This window comes from Mycolicibacterium obuense, from assembly GCF_055397605.1.
In genome coordinates this window covers 1,625,142-1,643,725 of the sequence record NZ_AP043663.1, presented here as the reverse complement: position 1 = coordinate 1,643,725, position 18,584 = coordinate 1,625,142, and the positions used below count along the sequence as shown (strand labels likewise).

Annotated in this window: 10 protein-coding genes; 6 read left to right on the top strand and 4 right to left on the bottom strand. The window is 68.1% G+C overall.

The window, feature by feature from the left end; translation table 11 throughout:
* Positions 1–10: 10 nt before the first annotated feature.
* From ACZ50N_RS07845 to otsB, 3 genes are all read right to left on the bottom strand, one after another.
* The gene (locus ACZ50N_RS07845) at positions 11–940 is read right to left on the bottom strand and encodes a 1-phosphofructokinase family hexose kinase (protein ID WP_464475086.1); all 930 of its coding nucleotides are present in this window, start codon (positions 938–940) and stop codon (positions 11–13) included.
* On the bottom strand, positions 937–2,982 hold the full coding sequence (locus tag ACZ50N_RS07840; protein WP_464475085.1) for an erythromycin esterase family protein: 2,046 nt from the start codon (positions 2,980–2,982) through the stop codon (positions 937–939). Before ACZ50N_RS07840 ends, ACZ50N_RS07845 begins: the two co-directional genes overlap by 4 nt.
* Positions 2,983–3,060: 78 nt before the next feature.
* On the bottom strand, positions 3,061–6,708 hold the full coding sequence (gene otsB, locus ACZ50N_RS07835) for a trehalose-phosphatase (protein ID WP_464475607.1): 3,648 nt from the start codon (positions 6,706–6,708) through the stop codon (positions 3,061–3,063).
* Between the two features lie 183 nt (positions 6,709–6,891).
* Here otsB and ppsA point away from each other — a divergent pair, with 183 nt between their 5' ends.
* The 4 genes from ppsA to ACZ50N_RS07815 all read left to right on the top strand — a co-directional run bounded on the left by ppsA (position 6,892) and on the right by ACZ50N_RS07815 (position 15,118).
* Positions 6,892–9,162, top strand: a complete 2,271-nt coding sequence (ppsA, locus tag ACZ50N_RS07830; protein ID WP_464475084.1) for a phosphoenolpyruvate synthase — start codon at positions 6,892–6,894, stop codon at positions 9,160–9,162.
* The gene (gene mgtA / locus ACZ50N_RS07825) at positions 9,159–11,798 is read left to right on the top strand and encodes a magnesium-translocating P-type ATPase (RefSeq protein WP_464475083.1); all 2,640 of its coding nucleotides are present in this window, start codon (positions 9,159–9,161) and stop codon (positions 11,796–11,798) included. Before ppsA ends, mgtA begins: the two co-directional genes overlap by 4 nt.
* A gap of 103 nt (positions 11,799–11,901) precedes the next feature.
* Entirely contained in the window at positions 11,902–12,789 is an 888-nt protein-coding gene (locus ACZ50N_RS07820) for a universal stress protein (protein WP_464475082.1), read from the top strand.
* Positions 12,782–15,118, top strand: coding sequence for a heavy metal translocating P-type ATPase (locus ACZ50N_RS07815; protein WP_464475081.1), 2,337 nt, complete (start codon positions 12,782–12,784; stop codon positions 15,116–15,118). The genes ACZ50N_RS07820 and ACZ50N_RS07815 overlap by 8 nt, the downstream gene beginning before the upstream one ends.
* Here the strand turns inward: ACZ50N_RS07815 and ACZ50N_RS07810 are convergent.
* Positions 15,057–16,607, bottom strand: a complete 1,551-nt coding sequence (locus ACZ50N_RS07810) for a bifunctional aminoglycoside phosphotransferase/ATP-binding protein (protein ID WP_464475080.1) — start codon at positions 16,605–16,607, stop codon at positions 15,057–15,059. The two genes, ACZ50N_RS07815 and ACZ50N_RS07810, sit on opposite strands and share 62 nt — an antisense overlap.
* Positions 16,608–16,736: 129 nt before the next feature.
* Here ACZ50N_RS07810 and ACZ50N_RS07805 point away from each other — a divergent pair, with 129 nt between their 5' ends.
* Together ACZ50N_RS07805 and ACZ50N_RS07800 are read left to right on the top strand one after the other, a co-directional pair.
* Positions 16,737–17,729, top strand: coding sequence for an Acg family FMN-binding oxidoreductase (locus tag ACZ50N_RS07805; RefSeq protein ID WP_464475079.1), 993 nt, complete (start codon positions 16,737–16,739; stop codon positions 17,727–17,729).
* Between the two features lie 6 nt (positions 17,730–17,735).
* Positions 17,736–18,572: a universal stress protein gene (locus ACZ50N_RS07800; RefSeq protein ID WP_464475078.1), complete on the top strand. Its 837-nt coding sequence runs from the start codon at positions 17,736–17,738 to the stop codon at positions 18,570–18,572.
* The last annotated feature ends 12 nt before the right edge of the window (positions 18,573–18,584 follow it).

Here is an 18,584-nt window from a genome sequence, read left to right as displayed (position 1 = left end):
GGCTTCGGGCTCAGGCGACCTCGGCGTAGATCTTCTCGACCTCGTCAGCGCTGAACTCCGACGTGCCCGGTGTCTGCAGTTTCGCTGCGGCAGCGGCGATCCCCAGCCGCACCGCCTCCGGCAGCTCCCACCTCTTCGACAGACCGACCACGATGCCGGCCACCAACGCGTCACCCGCGCCGACGCCGCTGACACCGAGCACCTCGACCGCCGGGAACGTCTCGCTCGCGGTAGCCGTGACCAGCAGAGCACCATCGGCCCCGAGCGACACCACGACGGCGTCTGCGACACCTCGATCGACGAGTTCGCGCGCAGCAGCCCGCTGGTCTGCTGCGGTGTCCAGGGTGCGGCCCACGCATTCGCGGAGTTCGCGCAGGCTCGGCTTGAGCACGTGGACGCCGGAGGTGACATGGGCGAGTCCGCCCCCTGAGGTGTCGAGGATCAGGGCGGCGTCCTGTGCGGCGCAGATGTCGGCCACGCGTTGATAGAAGTCGGGCGGCACGCCCGGCGGGAGACTCCCGGAGGCCACCACGTAGTGGGCCCCTCGCGCAGCACGCCGTACCGCGTCGAGGCACTGGATCTGCTCGTCAGGTGTCAGGAACGGCCCGGGCAGCACGAACCGGTACTGCTCGCCCGTCGCGCGCTCGTTGACGGTGAAACTCTCGCGCGTCGCACCGAGGATCGGGACCGGCGTGGCCGACACCCCGGTGGCAGCGACGATGTCGACGATGCGGGCGCCGGTGAAACCACCTGCGGTGAAGATCGCCGTGACGTCGGCACCGAGGACATGCGCGAATCGCGCCACGTTGACCCCGCCGCCACCTGCGTCGTAGCGCGGTGTGCGACAACGGATCTTGTCGGTGGGACGGACGGTGTCGGCATCGACGGTGACGTCCAGCGCCGAGTTCATCGTCAACGTGACGACGCGCGGCTCGCTCACAGGCCGGACGGATAGGTCTCGGGCGTTTCCCCGGCAACCCACATGCTGGTCACCTCGAGCGGCTCGAGCGCCGTGGTCCGATCGATGTGGATGATGGCGTCGAACTGATCGCGGGGTCGCACGTGGTAGTAGTGGCTCTGCCGTTCGGTGGCCGGCACATAGATGACACCGATCGCCCGTCCGAGCCTGACGGCGTCCAGCGGTTCGGCGGCCGCCCGGCTGATGAGCGGCGATATCAGGAACTCGGGCGTACCGACTTCGTGGAACAACTCTTCGACGCTGCCGTTCAACGCCGGGCGAACGACCTTGCGCTCCGCCGGACCGCCCCACTCGCTGGCGGCGGTGACCGAGCCGGAGTGCGTGGTGAAACCGATCAACCGCACCCGCTCGCCCCACGTCTGCCGCGCCAGCTGTCCGAGGGTGAGCTGACCATCCGCTCCGACCTCGGTTGCGCGCGCATCACCGACGTGAGAGTTGTGTGCCCACACCACGATCCGGGCTGGCGCCTGATCGCCGTGACGGTCCAGATGGGCCAGCAATGCCTCCAGGGTGTGGGCCATGTGGCGATCCCGCAGATTCCACGAGGACACCCGTCCGCCGAACATCGCGCGATAGTAGACCTCGGCGTCTCGGACCGTCTGCGCGTTCTGTTGGGCGTAGAAGTGCTCATCCTCGGCCGACATCCCGTCGCGGCGAACGTAGTCCAGCATGCTGCGCTGCATCTCCACCAGCTGTTCGACAGCCTGACGTTCGCATGACAGGCCGGCACCGAACGCGGCGGCGAATCCGTACGCCTGGCCGTCGTCGGCCGAGGCGTGGTCGAAGCATGCATACCGATGGCGCGCCCGTTGCGCCGCTGCCGGATCGACATTCTCCAGATATGTCACGACCTCGCGCATCGATCGGTGCAGGCTGTACAGATCGAGGCCGTAGAAGCCGGTTGCCCGGTGCCCGCCGCCTCGCTGCGCAGCGTTGTGGGCCCTGAGCCACCCGACGAAATCGCGCACGGCAGTGTTGCGCCACATCCAGCCCGGGAAGCGTTCGAAGCCGCTCAGCGCCTCGTCAGCCGATCCGTCTGTACCCTCGCCCCGCACGTAGCGATTCACCCGGTAGGCATCCGGCCAGTCTGCTTCAGCGGCGACGGCGCAGAAGCCCTTCTCCTCGATGAGCCACTTGGTGATCTCGGCCCGCGCCTCGTAGAACTCCCGCGTGCCGTGCGTGCTCTCTCCGATCAGCACGATGCGGGCGTCGCCGATCACTTCGTCGAGCGCTTCGTGCGGCGGCACACCGGCGGGAGCGTCGACGGCGGTGCGCGCGATGACCTCGGCCGGCGTCTCGGCCAACCGGATACGCGCGGTCGCGAATCCGGTGGTCGGCGTCGCGAGAAGGTCGCGAACCTCGTCGTCGCTGACCTGGCTGAAATCCCAGAACGATTCTCCGACAGCGTGAAACGGTGTCGGCATGGTGGCGCAGACGACGTCATCGACGAGTCCGGCGAACTCGCGGCACGTGGACTCGGGTGCGGCCGGCACCGCGATGACGAGCTCGCCCGGGTCCATCTCGCGCAGCGCGGACACGGCAGCCAGCATGCTCGATCCGGTGGCCAGCCCGTCGTCGACGAGGATGACCGTCTTGCCCGCCAACTCCAGTGGGGGGCGCCCGCGCCGGTAGGTCGCCTCGCGCCGGAGCAGTTCGCGGCCCTCTCGTTCGGCGATGTCGCGCAGTTGCTGCGGGGTGACGCCCAGTGCGCGGACCACATCGTCGTTGAGGACGACGCGGCCGCCGCTCGCCAGCGCGCCCATGGCGAATTCGTCGTGGCCCGGAGCGCCGAGCTTGCGCACGATGAACGCGTCGAGCGGAACCCCCAGGGCAGCAGCCACTTCCCACGCGACGGGGATGCCCCCGCGGGCCAGCCCGAGCACGACGACGCCCTCGCGGCCGCGGTACGCGCCGAGCAGCCCGGCGAGAACCCGGCCGGCTTCCCGCCGGTCCCGGAACACGCGATGCGGTTGGTCCCTGTGGGCCTCGCGGGTAACGGTCATCCACCGAATGTAGGCACCGTCGTCCCGCATGATCTGCGGGCCAAAGTCCTCACTTCATCCGTCCGTTGGACACGAGCGTCAGTGGCTGAAATGGACGGTGCCGCCCGCGACGAGGGTCTGCTCAGCCCCGCGGCACTCGACCACCACAGGCGGCACGTCGCCCGGTTCGGCGCCGAGAGTCGCGCTGCGTCCGCGGACACTCAGCCGGAGGCGATGCCCGCGGTATCGGAACGGAAAAGTCAGGCGGCCGAGCGATTCCGGCCACAGCGGTCCCACCACGATGCGGTCCCTGCGCAGTTCCAGACCAGTAAAGCACCGTTGCAGCAGATCGATACTGCCCGCCATCGCAGCGAGATGGATCCCTTCGGCGGTGGTGCCGCCCTGGATGTCGACCACATCAGAATCCAGCACCTGTCGGAAGTACGTCATCGCCTCGGCGCGGTCACCGCGAGCCGTCACCCAGGAGTGCACGACGGCGCTCAGCGTCGAACCGTGCGAGGTCCGCGCCCGGTAGTAATCGATGGTCGCCGGAATCTGGTCCGGAGTGAAGGCGTAGCCGAGTCGCTCGAACAACTCGTACAGTTCGTCGGCCGACAACAGGTAGAACAACATCACGGTGTCCGCCTGCTTGGCCGCCCGGTAGTTGTTGACGTTGTCGTTCTCGGCCTCGAGTATCCGATCCAGCCGCTGAAGGTTCCCATAGCGGATCCGGTAGGCGTCCCAATCGAGTTCGCGCAACGTCTCGTATCCCTCGAACTGGCTGATGACACGGTCGTGGAACGGAACGAACATCCTGCGGCTGACGTCTTCCCATCGCACGATGTCGTCATCTCCGATGTCCAACGTCTCCAGCAACGTCAACCGGAAGGACAGCGGTACCCGGTCCAGCGTTTCCAGCGCCCGCAGGATCACCCAGACGACCATCACGTTGGTGTACGCGTTGTTGTCGATCCCGTCGTAATCAGCCCCGGGATAACCGGAGTGGAACTCGTCGGGGCCGATCACGCCGGTGATGACATAGCGGTTGCGGGTGCTGTCGAACCTGGCCAGACTCACCCAGAACCGCGCGATCTCGGCGAGCATCTCCGCGCCGTAGTCGATCAGGAAGCCGGAGTCACCGGTCACCTGGTAGTACTGCCAGATGTTGTAGGCGACCGCGATGCCGACATGGTGCGCGCGATTGCTGGCATCCGGGTTCCACCGACCCGACCGGGGGTTGAGGTGCACATGCGGGCTCTCCTCGCAGCCACTGCTGCCCGATTGCCACGGGAACATGGCGCCCCGGTATCCGCGTTCGCGCGCGGCCAGTCGCGCCTCAGGCAGTCGCCGGTAGCGATACATCAACAGTGCGCGGGTGACCTCGGGCATGCGCAGGTTCGTGACGGGAAAGACGAACAGCTCGTCCCAGAAGACGTGACCGCGGTACGCCTCGCCGTGCAGGCCGCGCGCCGGCACACCGACGTCGAGGTCGGCAGTGTGGTCGGACAACGTCTGCAGCAGGTGGAGCTTGTGCAGACGCGCGATCCGCAGCATGTCGACGTCACCACTGACGTCGATGCTGAAGTACTCCCATAACTGGGCCCAGGCCAGCTGGTGCCTGTGGTGCAGGTCGGCAAAGCTGCCTGCACGCTGGATCTCTCGGACGGCCGCCTCCACAGGTTCGGAGATCCCGTGGTCGCGGCTGGTGAACACACACGCGGTCTTCTCCACGATCGTCTCGTCGCCCGCCGACACCTCGACAGAGAAGTGATGGCCGACGCGGTCGCCGCCCACGATCGGCATGCGCCGGACGTCGCGCGCACCGGTGAGCCGCCCGGCGCATCGCGCGACATCGCGCACGGAGATCGCGATCCGAATCTTCGATTGAGTGGTCTCCGCAGCCAGCATCACCGTGTCGTCGGAGAGTTCCCGCATGTCGGTGACGGCGACGTGGCGCGACGACAGTTCGCGGTAGCGCTCGACGCCGGTGTTGGCGACGCCCCCGTCCACGGTGGATCGGATGTCCAGCAGACCCGACCAGTCCACGGCTCGGATGACCGTGTGCATGGCCGCCACGTGCGGTTGTTCCATCGAGACGAAGCGGCGTTGCGTGACCTCCGTCGTGCGCCCCATGTCGTCGCAGACAGTGAATTCCCGCACCACGGTGGCCCTGCGCAGATCGAACGTCACACGGTAGGACATCGGCGGGCAGCGGTCGACGTCGAGCCAGGCTCCCCCGTCGATGCGATAGGTGACAGGGAGCCAGTTCGGCAGGTTGACCAGACTCTCATTGGTCACAGGTGTGCCGGCCACCGTGTCGGCGAGGCGGTTGTACACGCCGGCGACGTAGTGCCCGGGGTAATGGAACTGTCCGGCGTCGGCCTCGGGCGCCGCGCCACGCAGGCCCAGGTACCCGTTGCCCGTCGTACACAACGCTTCTCGAAGCCGTTCCTCGGCCGGGCGGTAGCCGTCGAACACCAGGCTCCAGGAGTCACCGGCGGTGGCTTCGTCGTCGGCAGCGAGTCGCTCGCCCAGGCGAGACAAGAAGGTGCACACCGCGTCTGGATCGGCGAGACAGAACCGCGCAGAAGATCGCCGTGCGTCATCGACGCCCTGCCGAACGGCGATGCCGATCCCGTTGTGTCGCAGCGCATCGAAGGCGTCTTCGTCGGTGCTGTCGTCGCCGATGTAGATGGGCAACGTCAGGTCCGCTCCGTCGATCTGGGTGAGCAGCCAATCGACTGCTCGCCCCTTGTCCCAGTCGACATCGAGACGGAGTTCGATCACTTTGCGGCCCTGCGAAATCCGCAGACCCTGCGAGCGCCCGATGTCGCGGACCGCGGCGATCACGGCATTGACGGATCCGTCCGGGACGTGGCGGTAGTGCACCGCGAGCGCGAAACCCTTGTTCTCGATGGACACGCCCTGCACGCCACCGAGACGTGCGGTGAGGTCGGGGACGACGGAGGTCAGCGAGCGCAGCGCCGCTGTCGCGCAGGGATTGGTGTAGGGGATACCGTCCGCGGAGGCCAGTTCGACGCCGTGGTTGCCACCGAGCCACACCCCCGTCAGGTCGACGCGCCGGCGCAGATCGTCGAGACGGCGGCCGCTGAGGAACGCGACCGGGCAGCGCGAGGCCAACGCCGCGACGGCCTGGGCTGCGCGCGGCAGCAGGACGGCCTCGTCCGGATCGGGGACGATCTCGGACACCGTGCCGTCGAAGTCGAGGAGCACGACGGGGCGCCGCAACGCCACCAGAGAAGCGATCTGGTCGAAGGACGTGAGGGCGTCGGGCATCGTGGCGACCGAGTCGAAGCCGCCGCGGATGTTGATGACCGTGACATCCGGCACCACCGCATCGGCGTCGGTGCTCACCCGGTGGTCGGCATCCTCTGACCTGTCCAAGGCGATCACGAGCCCGAATCCGGCCTCGCGGGCGGCGGTGATGCCCTGCGGTGTCGGGTCGACGACGACACATCGGTTCGGGGACAGCCCGAGATCCCGTGCTGCAGCCAGCGCCGGACCGTCGCACACCGCCGCGAAGAAAGAATTCAGCCCGGTCGACCCGAGCTTCTCCGCACCACCACCTGCCGAGCAGTACAACGCGGCGCGCACCCCGGCTGCGCGCAGCTCACCCACGAATTGACTGACCCGGCGGTACGGATGGCTGTGGGCCGGGGCGCAGAGCAAGCCGTCGAGTTCGATCAGCACCGCGTCGTGATCCCTCGGGTCGATGAAGATCGTCATCGCCAGTTGCTCCCCTTCGTCGCGCTGCTCATGCCAACAACCAGCGTCGGCCGAGGGAAAGAGGCCGAAGTCCTTCCGCAGGGAAGTGATGTCCAACGGCCCTGCCCATGAGGGACTTTGGTCGAGGCGCCAACTGCCCTCAGGCGCTAGGGCGATCCCGTGGCGGAGGCGCAGGCTCATGCCATGGACGAGGTGATCCCCGATGCCCACATCCGAGACATTCGCACGCTGTCGATCCGCGACGCCGAGGAAGCGGGCGGCAAGGGAGCCAACCTCGGTGAGCTGATGGCGGCGACGCTGCCTGTCCCGCCGGGTTTCGTGCTGCTGCGCAGCTGCTACCGCGACTCGATGCGCACAGGCGGCGTCGACGCCGAGCTCGCCGCACTGCACCGTGAGGCGCTCTCGGCCGTCGCCGATGGCGCGCGCCTGGAGGACCTGTGCGAGCGGATGCAGGCGCTGGTCCACAAGGCCGGCGTCGACAGCGCTCTGCGTGATGGGGTGCTGGCCGCCTACCACGGGCTCGGGCCCCACGCCCGGGTCGCCGTCCGCTCCTCCGCGACCGGCGAGGACGGCGCCGACGCCTCGTTCGCGGGCATGAACGCCACGATCACCAACGTCACCGGCGACACGGAGTTACTCGACGCCGTGATCCGTTGCTGGGCATCACTGTTCAGCCCTCGGGTGATCTCCTACCGGGCCAGCCGCGGCTTCACCGACGATCCCGCCATGGCGGTCGTCGTGCAGCAGATGGTCGACTCGGAGAAGGCCGGGGTGGCGTTCACCGCTGATCCCAGCACCGGCGCGCGCGACCGGGTGGTGATCGAGGCTGCGTACGGGCTCGGCGAAGTCGTGGTGTCCGGCGAGGTGGAGCCGGACACCTACGTCGTCTCCAAGGACACGCTCACACCGCTCGATGTTCGGCTGGGCCACCAGAAGTTCCAGATCGTCCGCGGCCCCGACGGCAAGGACATGCCTGTCGACCTCGACGATGCGCAGGCCGACAGCCGCGTCCTCACTGACGACGAGATCCGCGCGATCGCCCGCATGGCGATCGCCATGGAAGACCACAGCGGCTGCCCTCAAGACACGGAATGGGCGATCAGCGGTGCGGCCACGTATCTCGTCCAGGCTCGGCCCATCACAACGCTCGGGCTCGCGACGCGGCCGGTCGAGGCGCACGGTTCCGTGCTCGTGCGGGGCCTCGGTGCCGCCCCCGGTGTCGCGTCGGGACCGGTACGCGTGCTCACCTCACCGGAGCACGGCGATCAACTCCGGCCAGGCGAGATCCTCGTCGCGCCGATGACGAATCCGGACTGGCTGCCTGCGATCCGGCGGGCGGTGGCACTGGTCACCGATTCCGGGGGGATGACCTGCCACGCCGCCATCGTGGCCCGAGAGCTGGGTGTTCCGTGCATCGTGGGCGCCCGCACCGCGACCACCGTCCTGCACGACGGCGAGTCCGTGACCGTCGACGGCGCCCGCGGCGAGGTGCTCTCCGGACGCGCCGCCAGTGTCGTCGCCCGCCCGCGTCCGAGTGTGGAGGCCGCGGCGCCGGAGGTGACGGCCACCCGCATCTACGTCAACCTCGCGATGCCCGAGTCCGCGGAGAAGGTGGCGGCCACGACCGTGGACGGGGTCGGCCTGTTGCGCGCGGAATTCATGTTGACCGACGCCCTGGGCGGCCGGCACCCGCGCGATCTGATCGCCCGCGGCGAGCAGCAGAGCCTCGTCGCGCACATGGTGTCGTCGGTCGGGCGAATCGCACAGGCATTCGCGCCGCGTCCGGTCGTGTACCGCGCGACGGACTTCCGCACCAACGAATTCCGCAATCTCACCGGCGGATCCACCTACGAGCCCGTGGAACACAATCCGATGATCGGCTACCGCGGCTGCTATCGCTATGTCAAGGAGCCCGACCTGTTCGCCCTCGAACTCGAGGCGTTGGCGAGGGTGCGGGAGCAGTCGCCGAACGTGGCGTTGATGATCCCGTTCGTCCGGACCCGCTGGGAACTCGAGGAGTGCCTGGGGTTGGTGGATGCGAGCCCGCTGGGTCGGCAGCGCGGCCTGCACCGCTGGGTGATGGCCGAGGTGCCCTCTGTCGTGCACTGGCTGCCCGAGTACATCGGCATGGGCATCGACGGTATCTCCATCGGCAGCAACGATCTGACGCAGCTGGTGCTGGGAGTCGACCGGGACTCCGAGGAGTGCGCCGAACTGTTCGACGAGGCCGATCCCGCCGTGCTGCACGCCATCCGACGAATCATCGGCATCGCCAACAAGTTCGGCATCACGTCCTCGCTGTGCGGGCAGGCCCCCTCCACCAATCCCGCGTTCGCCGAGCATCTCGTCCGGTACGGCATCACGTCGGTGTCGGTGAACCCGGACTCGGTGGAGACAACGCGGCGCGTCGTCGCCGCCGCTGAGCGCCGCGTACTGCTCGACGCCGCACGATGACGGCCGTGCCGGCGGCGCCGGCGAGGAGTCGGGACACCATCGCCGGCGTGCCGGCCACCGAGGCGCTCGCAACGCTGCACACCTCGTGGGACGGGTTGACGGGCTCCGAAGCCGCGACGCGACGTGCCCGATTCGGACCCAACGTGGTCCGCACCCATCACGTCAGCGCGCTCGCCGTCCTGCGCCGTCAATTCGCCAACGCGGTGCTCGGCCTGCTGGCCGCGACAGCTCTGCTGTCCTATTTTCTCGGCGACGACGCACAGGCCACCATCATCGGTGTCATCCTCGCGCTCAGCGTCGGGCTCGGCTTCGTCAACGAGTACCGCGCGGAAAGAGCCTCCGCAGCGCTACATTCCGCGATGCGTCACGCCGCCGTGGTGATCAGAGACGGCCACGACGTGCGTGTCGACGTCGCAGACCTGGTGCCCGGTGACGTGATTCGCCTCGCGCTCGGCGAACTGGTGCCTGCCGATGTCCGACTCCTGGAGGTCAACGGCCTCGAGTGCAACGAGAGCATCCTGACCGGCGAGTCCACCCCGGTCGAGAAGACGGGCGAAGCGATCTGTTCGGGTGAGCAGAGTCCGGCCAACGTCGCGTTCATGGGGACGGTGGTCAGCGCCGGTGAGGCCACCGCCGTGGTGTTCGCGACCGGCGCCGAGGCCGAGTTCGGTCGCATAGCAGTGGGATTGGGTGAGCGGCAGCCGGAGACGGCCTTCCAGATCGGTCTGCGCCGGTTCTCCTACCTGCTGCTGCGCGTGGCGCTGACACTGACCGTCGTCATCGTCGTGACCAACCTGCTGCTGGGCCGTCCCGTGATCGACTCGGCGCTTTTCGGGCTGGCCATCGCCGTCGGAATCACCCCACAGTTGCTGCCCGCCATTGTCAGCACCAGCCTGGCCACCGGATCGCGGCGCCTGGCGGCGGCCAAGGTGCTGGTCAAACGTCTCATCTGCATCGAAGACCTCGGCGACATCGACATTCTCGTCACGGACAAGACCGGAACCCTGACCGAGGGGCGGGTGGAATTCGTCGATGCGGTCGAGCCCTCGGGTGAGCATTCCGACGCGGTGGTCGACCTCGCACTGATGGTCACCGATCTCGACCCGTCGACCGGCGGGGTCAGTGCCAACGATCTCGACGCGGCGCTGTGGTCCGGACGGCAGCCGCTCACCGATGTCTGCCGACTGGCATATCTTCCGTTCGACCACACCAGCCGCGCCGCAACGGCTCTCACCGAGTCGACGCGCGGCCGACTGCTGGTGGTCAAGGGCGCGCCGGAACAGGTGCTGGAGCGCTGCGATGGTGTCGGGGCGCAAGCCCGTCACACGTTGGCCGCGTTGTTCGAGGACGGCAGACGCGTCGTCGCCGTCGCCTCGAAGGACGCCGCGGGGGCCAACGGAATCAGAGCCGAGGACGGCACCGGGCTCAGACTGGATGGTTTCGTCGTCTTCGCCGACATCCCGAAGGCGGCGGCCCGCGAATCGCTGAACCGACTCGCCGGCCTCGGCATCGAGGTCAAGGTCGCGACCGGTGACAACCCACGAGTTGCCGAAAAGGTCTGCGCAGAGCTGTCGTTGACGTCGAAGGGGACATTGGTGGGGGCCGATCTCGCACAGCTCAGTGATGCAGAATTGACCAAGGCAGTGCGCGAGCACACGATCTTCGCGCGTATCACACCGACGCAGAAGGCCCGCATCGTCTCGTCTCTGCGAGCCACCGGACGCTCCGTCGGCTTCCTGGGTGACGGAGTCAACGACGCGCTGGCTCTGCATTCTGCGGACGTCGGTATATCGGTGGATTCCGCGACCGATGTCGCCAAGGATGCCGCCGACGTGGTGCTTCTCGAGAAGGACCTCGGGGTCCTCGCCGCCGGGGTCGCCGAGGGACGCCGAATCTTCGCCAACACCGTCAAATACGTGCTGATGGGCACCTCGAGCAATTTCGGCAACATGTTCAGCGCGGCTGCGGCCTCGGCTGTGTTGCCGTTCCTGCCCATGCTGCCCAGCCAGATCCTGCTGAACAACCTGCTCTACGACGCCTCGCAGCTGGCCATCCCCGCCGACCGGGTGGACGACGCACAACTGCGTGCACCATCGCACTGGAACATCGCGTTCATCCGTCGCTTCATGCTCACGTTCGGTCCCGTCAGTTCACTGTTCGATTTCCTGACGTTCGGACTGCTGCTGGGCGTACTCCACGCAGGGCCCGTCGAGTTCCGCACCGGATGGTTCGTGGAATCGCTGGCCACGCAGACTCTGATCATCTTCGCGATCCGCACCAGGATGGTGCCGTTCTTCCGAAGCCGACCGGCAGCGGCGCTGGTCGCGACCACCAGCACGGCGATCGCCGCGGGCGTGCTCCTCACGCTGTCCCCCGTCGCCGGCCACCTGGGATTCACGCCGCTTCCGTGGCAGTTCTTCGCTGCGCTGGCGGGGCTGACCGTCGGCTATCTGGTGCTCGTCGATGTCACCAAAACCGTGTTCTACACCGAGCCCACTCGACCGCCGGGCGAACCTCTCCGCACCCGTGGACACGCACATCGGGTACATCGACGCGCCTCGCGGTTCAGTCACTCGGACAGACTTCCGCGGTCTCAATTCTCGCGGCGTTCGGCGATGAGTGACCAACGGCCCTGAACAACCGCCGAGGATCGTCTTAACCTGCTCCTAGAACGGAGACCACTGCCGAATCACTCGGTGCGTCATCGTGATTCTCAACTCACGAGGGAGGAAACGGTTCATGTCGTCGAACCGGGAATTCGGAATTCTGGTCGCCGTCGACGGGTCTCCGGAGTCGCATGCGGCCTTGCGCTTCGCCGCACAGGAAGCGACCCTTCGTCGCCGGCCCGTCACGGTGATGCACGTCGTGTCGCCGATAGTCGTCACCTGGCCGATCGAACCGGTCGTCACCGACTTCTACCAGTGGCAGGAGGACAACGCCGCGGATGTGCTGAGGCGCAGCCAGGAGACCCTCCAATCGCTCGGAGACACGGAGCTCGACGTGCGGATCGAAGTGCGTCACGACGGCATCGTGACCGAGTTGTCGAACGCATCACGCGACGCCGACATGATGGTGATCGGCAGCCGCGGCCTCGGACCAGTGGGCGGTGTGGCTCTCGGTTCGGTGAGTCGCGCCATGCTGCACCACGCGGAGTGCCCGGTCGTCGTCGTCAAGGAGGGTGCGGTACGGGCAACAGATCGCAAGCTCCCCGTCCTGCTGGGAATCGACGGGTCACCTGCGTCCGAGGCGGCGACGGCGTTCGCGTTCGAGGAGGCGTCCCGGCGCGGCGTCGACCTGATCGCCTTGCACGCATGGAGTGATGTCGCGGTGTTCCCGATCGTCGGAATGAGTTGGCAGCAGCGCGAAGACGAAGGTCACGAGGTTCTCGGCGAACGTCTCGCAGGACGGCAGGAGGCGTATCCCGACGTCCGTGTCGTTCGCCGCATCGTGTGCGACAAGGCGGCCCGCTGGCTCATCGACGAGGCCAAACAGGCTCAACTGGTGGTGGTGGGAAGTCGTGGCAGAGGCGGGATTCCGGCCATGCTGCTGGGCTCGACCAGCGCCGCCGTCGCCGAGTGTGCGACGACCCCTGTCGCAGTGGTGCGCGACGGACGACACCGTGCGTGATCGGTACCGGCCCCACCTCGAGCCGGCACTTGTCGTCGCGACTGTCGCCGCGCTCGGCGCCGGTGGCATCTCGTGGCTGCTCGGCGCGCATGCCACGGCTGAGTACTGCTGGGCGGCCGGTACCGCGATCGCGATCGTGCCCGCCGTCGTCTGGGTCCTGGTGGCGTTGCGCCACGGGCGGCTCGGGGTCGACCTGATCGCCGTCCTCGCCCTCGGTGGCACGCTGCTCGTCGGCGAGTATCTCGCCGGGGCGCTCATCGCGGTGATGCTCGCCGGCGGGCGGGCTCTCGACGCCGCGGCCACCCGCCGCGCCTCGCACGACCTGCGGGCGCTGCTCGAGCGCGCACCCCGATTCGCCCGGCGCCGAATCGGCGACCACGTCCAGACCGTCGGGCTGGCCGATGTGTGCGTCGACGACGTCCTCGTCATCAGTCCGGGAGATGTGGTGCCGGTCGACGGACGCATCATCGACGCGCCGGCCGTGCTCGACGAGTCGGCGTTGACCGGCGAATCGGTGCACGTGGAACGCGCGGTCGGCGACAGCGTCCGCAGCGGGGTCGTCAACGCCGGTGGTGTGTTCGAGCTGCGCGCCGGCGCCACTGCCGAGGAGAGCACCTACGCGGGCATCGTCCGGCTGGCAGAGCAGGCGAGCGCGGAGAGCTCACCCGTCGTTCGCCTCGCCGATCGGTACGCCGCGTACTTCCTGCCCCTCGCGCTGGTTGTGGCGGGGACCGCGTGGCTGGCAAGCGGATCCGCGGTGCGAGCAGTCGCGGTCCTGGTCGTCGCCACGCCGTGTCCGCTGCTGCTGGCCGCGCCCGTCGCGATCGTCTCCGGGCTCTCGCGGGCCTCCCGCGCGGGTGTGGTGGTGCGCAATGGCGGAGCGTTGGAAAACCTCGGGCACGCAACGACATTGGTGATGGACAAGACCGGGACGCTGACGATGGGCCGACCCGCCGTCACCGATGTCATCGCCGCGCCGGGTGCCGATACACATGACATCCTGCGCGTCGCCGCATCGGTGGATCAGGTGTCCCCACACGTCCTGGCCGAGGCCATCGTTGCCGAGGCGCTGGCACGCGGTGAAACGCTGTCTCTGCCCTCGGACGCCGCGGAAGAGCCCGGGCGTGGGATCACCGCAACCCTGGACGGTCGACGGGTCGCGGTGGGCAGACTCACCGACGACAGGGTCACCGCGGTGTGGGCGCAGGGCGCGATGAATCAGGCCCGCCTCGACAATGCGGCGATCTCCTGGGTGTGCATCGATGGAGAACCCACGGGGGCGATCCTGCTTCATGATCCGCTACGGCGGCAGGCCCCCCGCACCATGCGGCGGCTCAGGCGCGCAGGGTTCGACAGGCTGGTGATGCTCACCGGCGATCGCCTGGAACCGGCCCGCGAAGTGGGGACCGTCCTCGGCCTCGACGAGGTGTACGCCCATCAGACACCGGCGGACAAGGTCGCTGCGGTCCGCGCCGAAAGGGAACGGGCGGTCACGGTGATGGTGGGTGACGGCATCAACGATGCGCCGGCGCTGGCGGCTGCGACCGTCGGGGTCGCGATGGGGGCCCGCGGCGCCACCGCCTCCTCCGAGGCCGCCGACATCGTGCTGACAACCGACCGGCTCGACCGGTTGGCCGACGCGATGGACATCGCGCGCTGGTCACGTCGCATCGCCGTGCAGAGTGCAGGGGTCGGCATGGCGCTGTCGCTGCTGGCGATGAGCATCGCTGCGCTGGGGTGGCTTCCGCCGGCACCGGGCGCGCTGCTGCAGGAAGCCATCGACGTCGCGGTGATCCTCAACGCTCTGCGCGCGCTGCGGGGCGATCCGCGTGCGCAGGAGAGGCTGACTGCAGACACCGAAGAGATGGTGCAGCGGTTTTCTGCAGAACACGACGAGCTCCGGGACAGCCTGGGGCAGATTCGCGCCGCCGCGGATCTGCTGGTCAGCACCGCCGATGGCACTGCACTGCAATCACTTTCACAGGTTCAGGAACTGCTGACCGAACGAGTCCTGCCTCACGAGCACGCCGAGGAGTCGACCCTGTATCCCGCGTTGGCCGCGCCGCTGCACAGCAGCGAAGCCACCGCCACCATGAGTCGCACCCACGCCGAGATCCAGCGGCTCTGCGACCGGGTCGGTGAACATCTTCGATTGGCGCAGGCCGCCGGCGGTGTTCAGCCGCAGCAGCGCGACGATGTTCTCGCCTGCCTGTACGGCCTCTACGCCCTGCTGCGCCTGCACTTCGTGCAGGAGGAGGAGAACTACTTCACCCTCGTCGACGAGGATGCGCCGCAACGGGGGGGTGCACGGCCTGCTCGATCGCACTGATGCACGCGTTGCGCGCTTCGGCCACACTCGCTGCCAGCTCGCGCGTGGTGTCGATCGGCGTGGCGGTGGTCCACTGATCCGTCCAGCCACCCAGCGCACCGGCCATCGCGGGCGTCGCATCCGACACCGTCGTACCCCTGTGAGCGATTCTCGCCGCGGCATCACCGACCGGAGAGGTGCAGACGAGTTCGACCAGTGGGCAGCACGTCTGGGCAGCGACTGAGCGGACCCGATCACGCTGCGCCGCATCGCGCCAGGTGCCGTCGAGAATCACCGAATGGCCTGCGGCAAGCCAGGTGCGCGCTCTGGTGAGCACCTCGTCGTACACCGCGGCGACGTTGGTCGGCGAGTACAGACCTCGGTCGAGATCCCCCGCTGCGCCGCCGATCTCACCCGCCGACCGCAGCTCGCGCCGCACGTCGTCGGTCGAGATGACCACAGCGCCCACTGTCACCGCCAGGGCGCGCGCCAGGGTGCTCTTTCCCGTTCCCGGGCCACCTCCGACCATGACGAGGCGGACGCAGCCCTCCTTCAGATGTGTCAACGCCAGAGCCAGGTGCGCACGCGCGTCCTGGCCGGCCTCTGCGTGCCCCTGCTCGACCCGCACACCGTCGACCTTGGCGCGGACGACGGCGCGGTAGGCGATGCAGACGTGCTGCAGCGATGCCGGCGCATCGTCGCCGGCCCGCCGGGAGTACTCCGCGAGAAATGCCTCAGCGAGGTCGCGACGCCCCAGGAACTCGACGTCCATGGCGAGAAATGCGGCGTCGTCCACCCCGTCGACGTACCGCAGCCGGTCGTCGAACTCCAGGCAGTCGAGGAGAACCGGCCCCTCCGGTGTGCAGAAGATGTCCTGACTGAGAAGGTCGCCATGGCCGTCGACGATGCGATTGTCCGCAATGCGGTTCTTGTACAACGATTCTCGGCCGGCGAGGAATCGCATCGCCAGGCTTTCCACCTCGTCGAGTGTGTCAGCGGCGATCACCGTACCCACGAACCGCCGCAACTCGTTCAGGTTCTGACGCCAACGGTCGGTCACGGCCGACAGGGTGGCCTCGGCGTCGATGGCGGGGCCGCGACGCGCGCCGGCGTGGAATCGCGCCAGGTCTGCCGCGATCCTCATCAACCACGTGCCGTCAGCACCTCCTGTGCCGACGAGATGGGCCAGCCGCTGGGCATCGGGATACCGGCGCATGACGACGACCGGCTCCTCGGTGCCGTCGGGCTGGCGGAAGTGCCCTACCCCCAGATAGCTCGACGGGGCGAGGCGGCTGTTGAGGTCGACCTCGCGGTGACACACCCGCTCTCGTTGCTCGACCGTGCTGAAATCGAGGAAGTCGGTGTGCACGGGTTTCTTCGTCTTGTATGCGCGATCACCGACCAGCACGACGAGCCCGGTGTGGGTCTCGCACACCTCTGCCGCCATGTTGCCCGGAGTGGTCCAGGGCGCCGCGGGCAGTCCGTCCGCTCCGTCCTGCCTCGCTGTCATCCTTCGACTGTGCACCCCCGCGCGGGCCGAGAACAGGGCACCGATGTCCGACAACTGGGGACCATCGACCCTGTCTGCTCGGCCATGTCGAGCGGATCGTGGGTTCGACACACAGGAGGAGATCTGACGATGCACGGCGTGACAGTCGACCTCGACGTCCTCACCGACGCAGTGGCACTCGCGTGCCGCGCGCCGTCCCTGCACAACAGCCAGCCCTGGCGCTGGATCAGCACCGGCGATGTCGTGTCCCTGTTCCTCGACACGGAGGTGGCTCCGCGCTACACCGATACCTCGGGTAGGGAACTCGTCGTCAGCTGTGGCGCCGTGCTGGACCACTTTCGGGTGTCGATGGCCGCCGCGGGCTACCGCGCCACGGCGGACCGGTTACCCAATCCGAACAATCAGAACCATCTGTGTGACATCGATTTCCGGCCGGCCGGGTTCGTCGCCGAGGCGTACCGGGAGCGGGCCGAGGCGATCCAGCGACGGCGCACCGACCGGCTGCCCTTCGCCGCCCCGCCGCACTGGGACGGTTTCCTCGAGTTCCTCGAGCAGCTGCCCGCGGCGCACGACTGGCCCGGCGTGGACATGGTCGTGCTGCCCGACGAATCCCGAGCGGATCTGATCAGGGCCTCCGAGCTTGCTCGCTCGACGCGCCGCTACGACTCCGCGTATCACGCCGAACTCTTCGGGTGGACAACCCCTCTGGCGATCAGTGAGGGCATTCCGACCGGTGCGCTGCTCTCGCCGGCCGAAAGCGAGCGCGTGGCGATCGGCCGTGATTTCCCCACTGCCGGCACCGGAGATCGTCTTCCCGACATCGCCACGGACGACTGCAAAGTCGTCGTGCTGTCCACCGAGGACAACACCCGGGACAGCCTCTTGCGGTGCGGAGAGATGTTGTCGTCGATCCTGCTCGACGCGACGATGGCGGGGCTGGCGACGTGCACCCTGTCCCACCTGACCGAGGTGCCGGCAAGTCGTCGCATCGTGTCGGCGCTGACCGGTTCGAAGAATATCCCGCAGGTATTGATCCGCATCGGATCCTCCTGCGGTCATGACGATCTCACGCCGAGGACGCCGCGCCGCCCGGTGTCCGAGGTCTTGAGTTTCAGGGATTGAGGAGCCATGCATCAGGCGCCAGCCGTGGTCGTCGGGGTCGACGGCTCCTGTTCGGCGACAGCCGCCGCGCTGTGGGCGATCGACGAGGCGGTGAGTCGCGACATCCCCGTTCGGCTGCTTCACGCCGTGCCACACCGTGACGGACCGACGACGACAGACGACATCGACCGCGCATCCGACATCGTCGACACCGCGGCCGCAGCCATCGAGGCCACCGGAAAGCACGTCAAAGTCGAGACCCAGATCGCCTCAGGCGATGTCGCACAGGTGCTCCTCGACCAGGCCCGGCGAGCTGCCATGCTGTGCATCGGCTCCTCGGGACGTGTGCACGCGGGAATCGGCCACCGGCAGTCCACGGCGTTGGCCGTGGCGCGGTCGGCGAACTGCCCCGTGGCGGTCATTCACTCCCCTACCGCCGCCGCCGGCGTGAGCTGTGTGGTGGCCGAGGTCGACGACACCGCGGCCGGCGATCTGGTACTGCGACGCGGTATCGACGAAGCACTGCTGCGCGCGATCCCATTGCGCGTCGTCACTGCCTGGCCGGCAAGCTATCCCGATGTCCAGGGTGGTTCGTCGGCCACGATGACGCGCATGGTGCGGACCCGCCTGCAGCGGCGCCTCTCGGCGTGGCGGGAACACCATCCCGGTCTCGACGCCCGCGCCGTCGCCGTACCCGGCAACATCCTCAACTACCTCGCCAGACACCGGGACGAGATCGCGCTGGCGATCGTGCCGCACGGTCGTGGAGCCGGGATCGCCGAACTCGTGTCGACCACACCGCCGTCATCCGCGCTGGATCTCAGCTTCAACGTCTTGATCTGCGAACCCGCCGACGACCACTGACCGCTGAGCAGT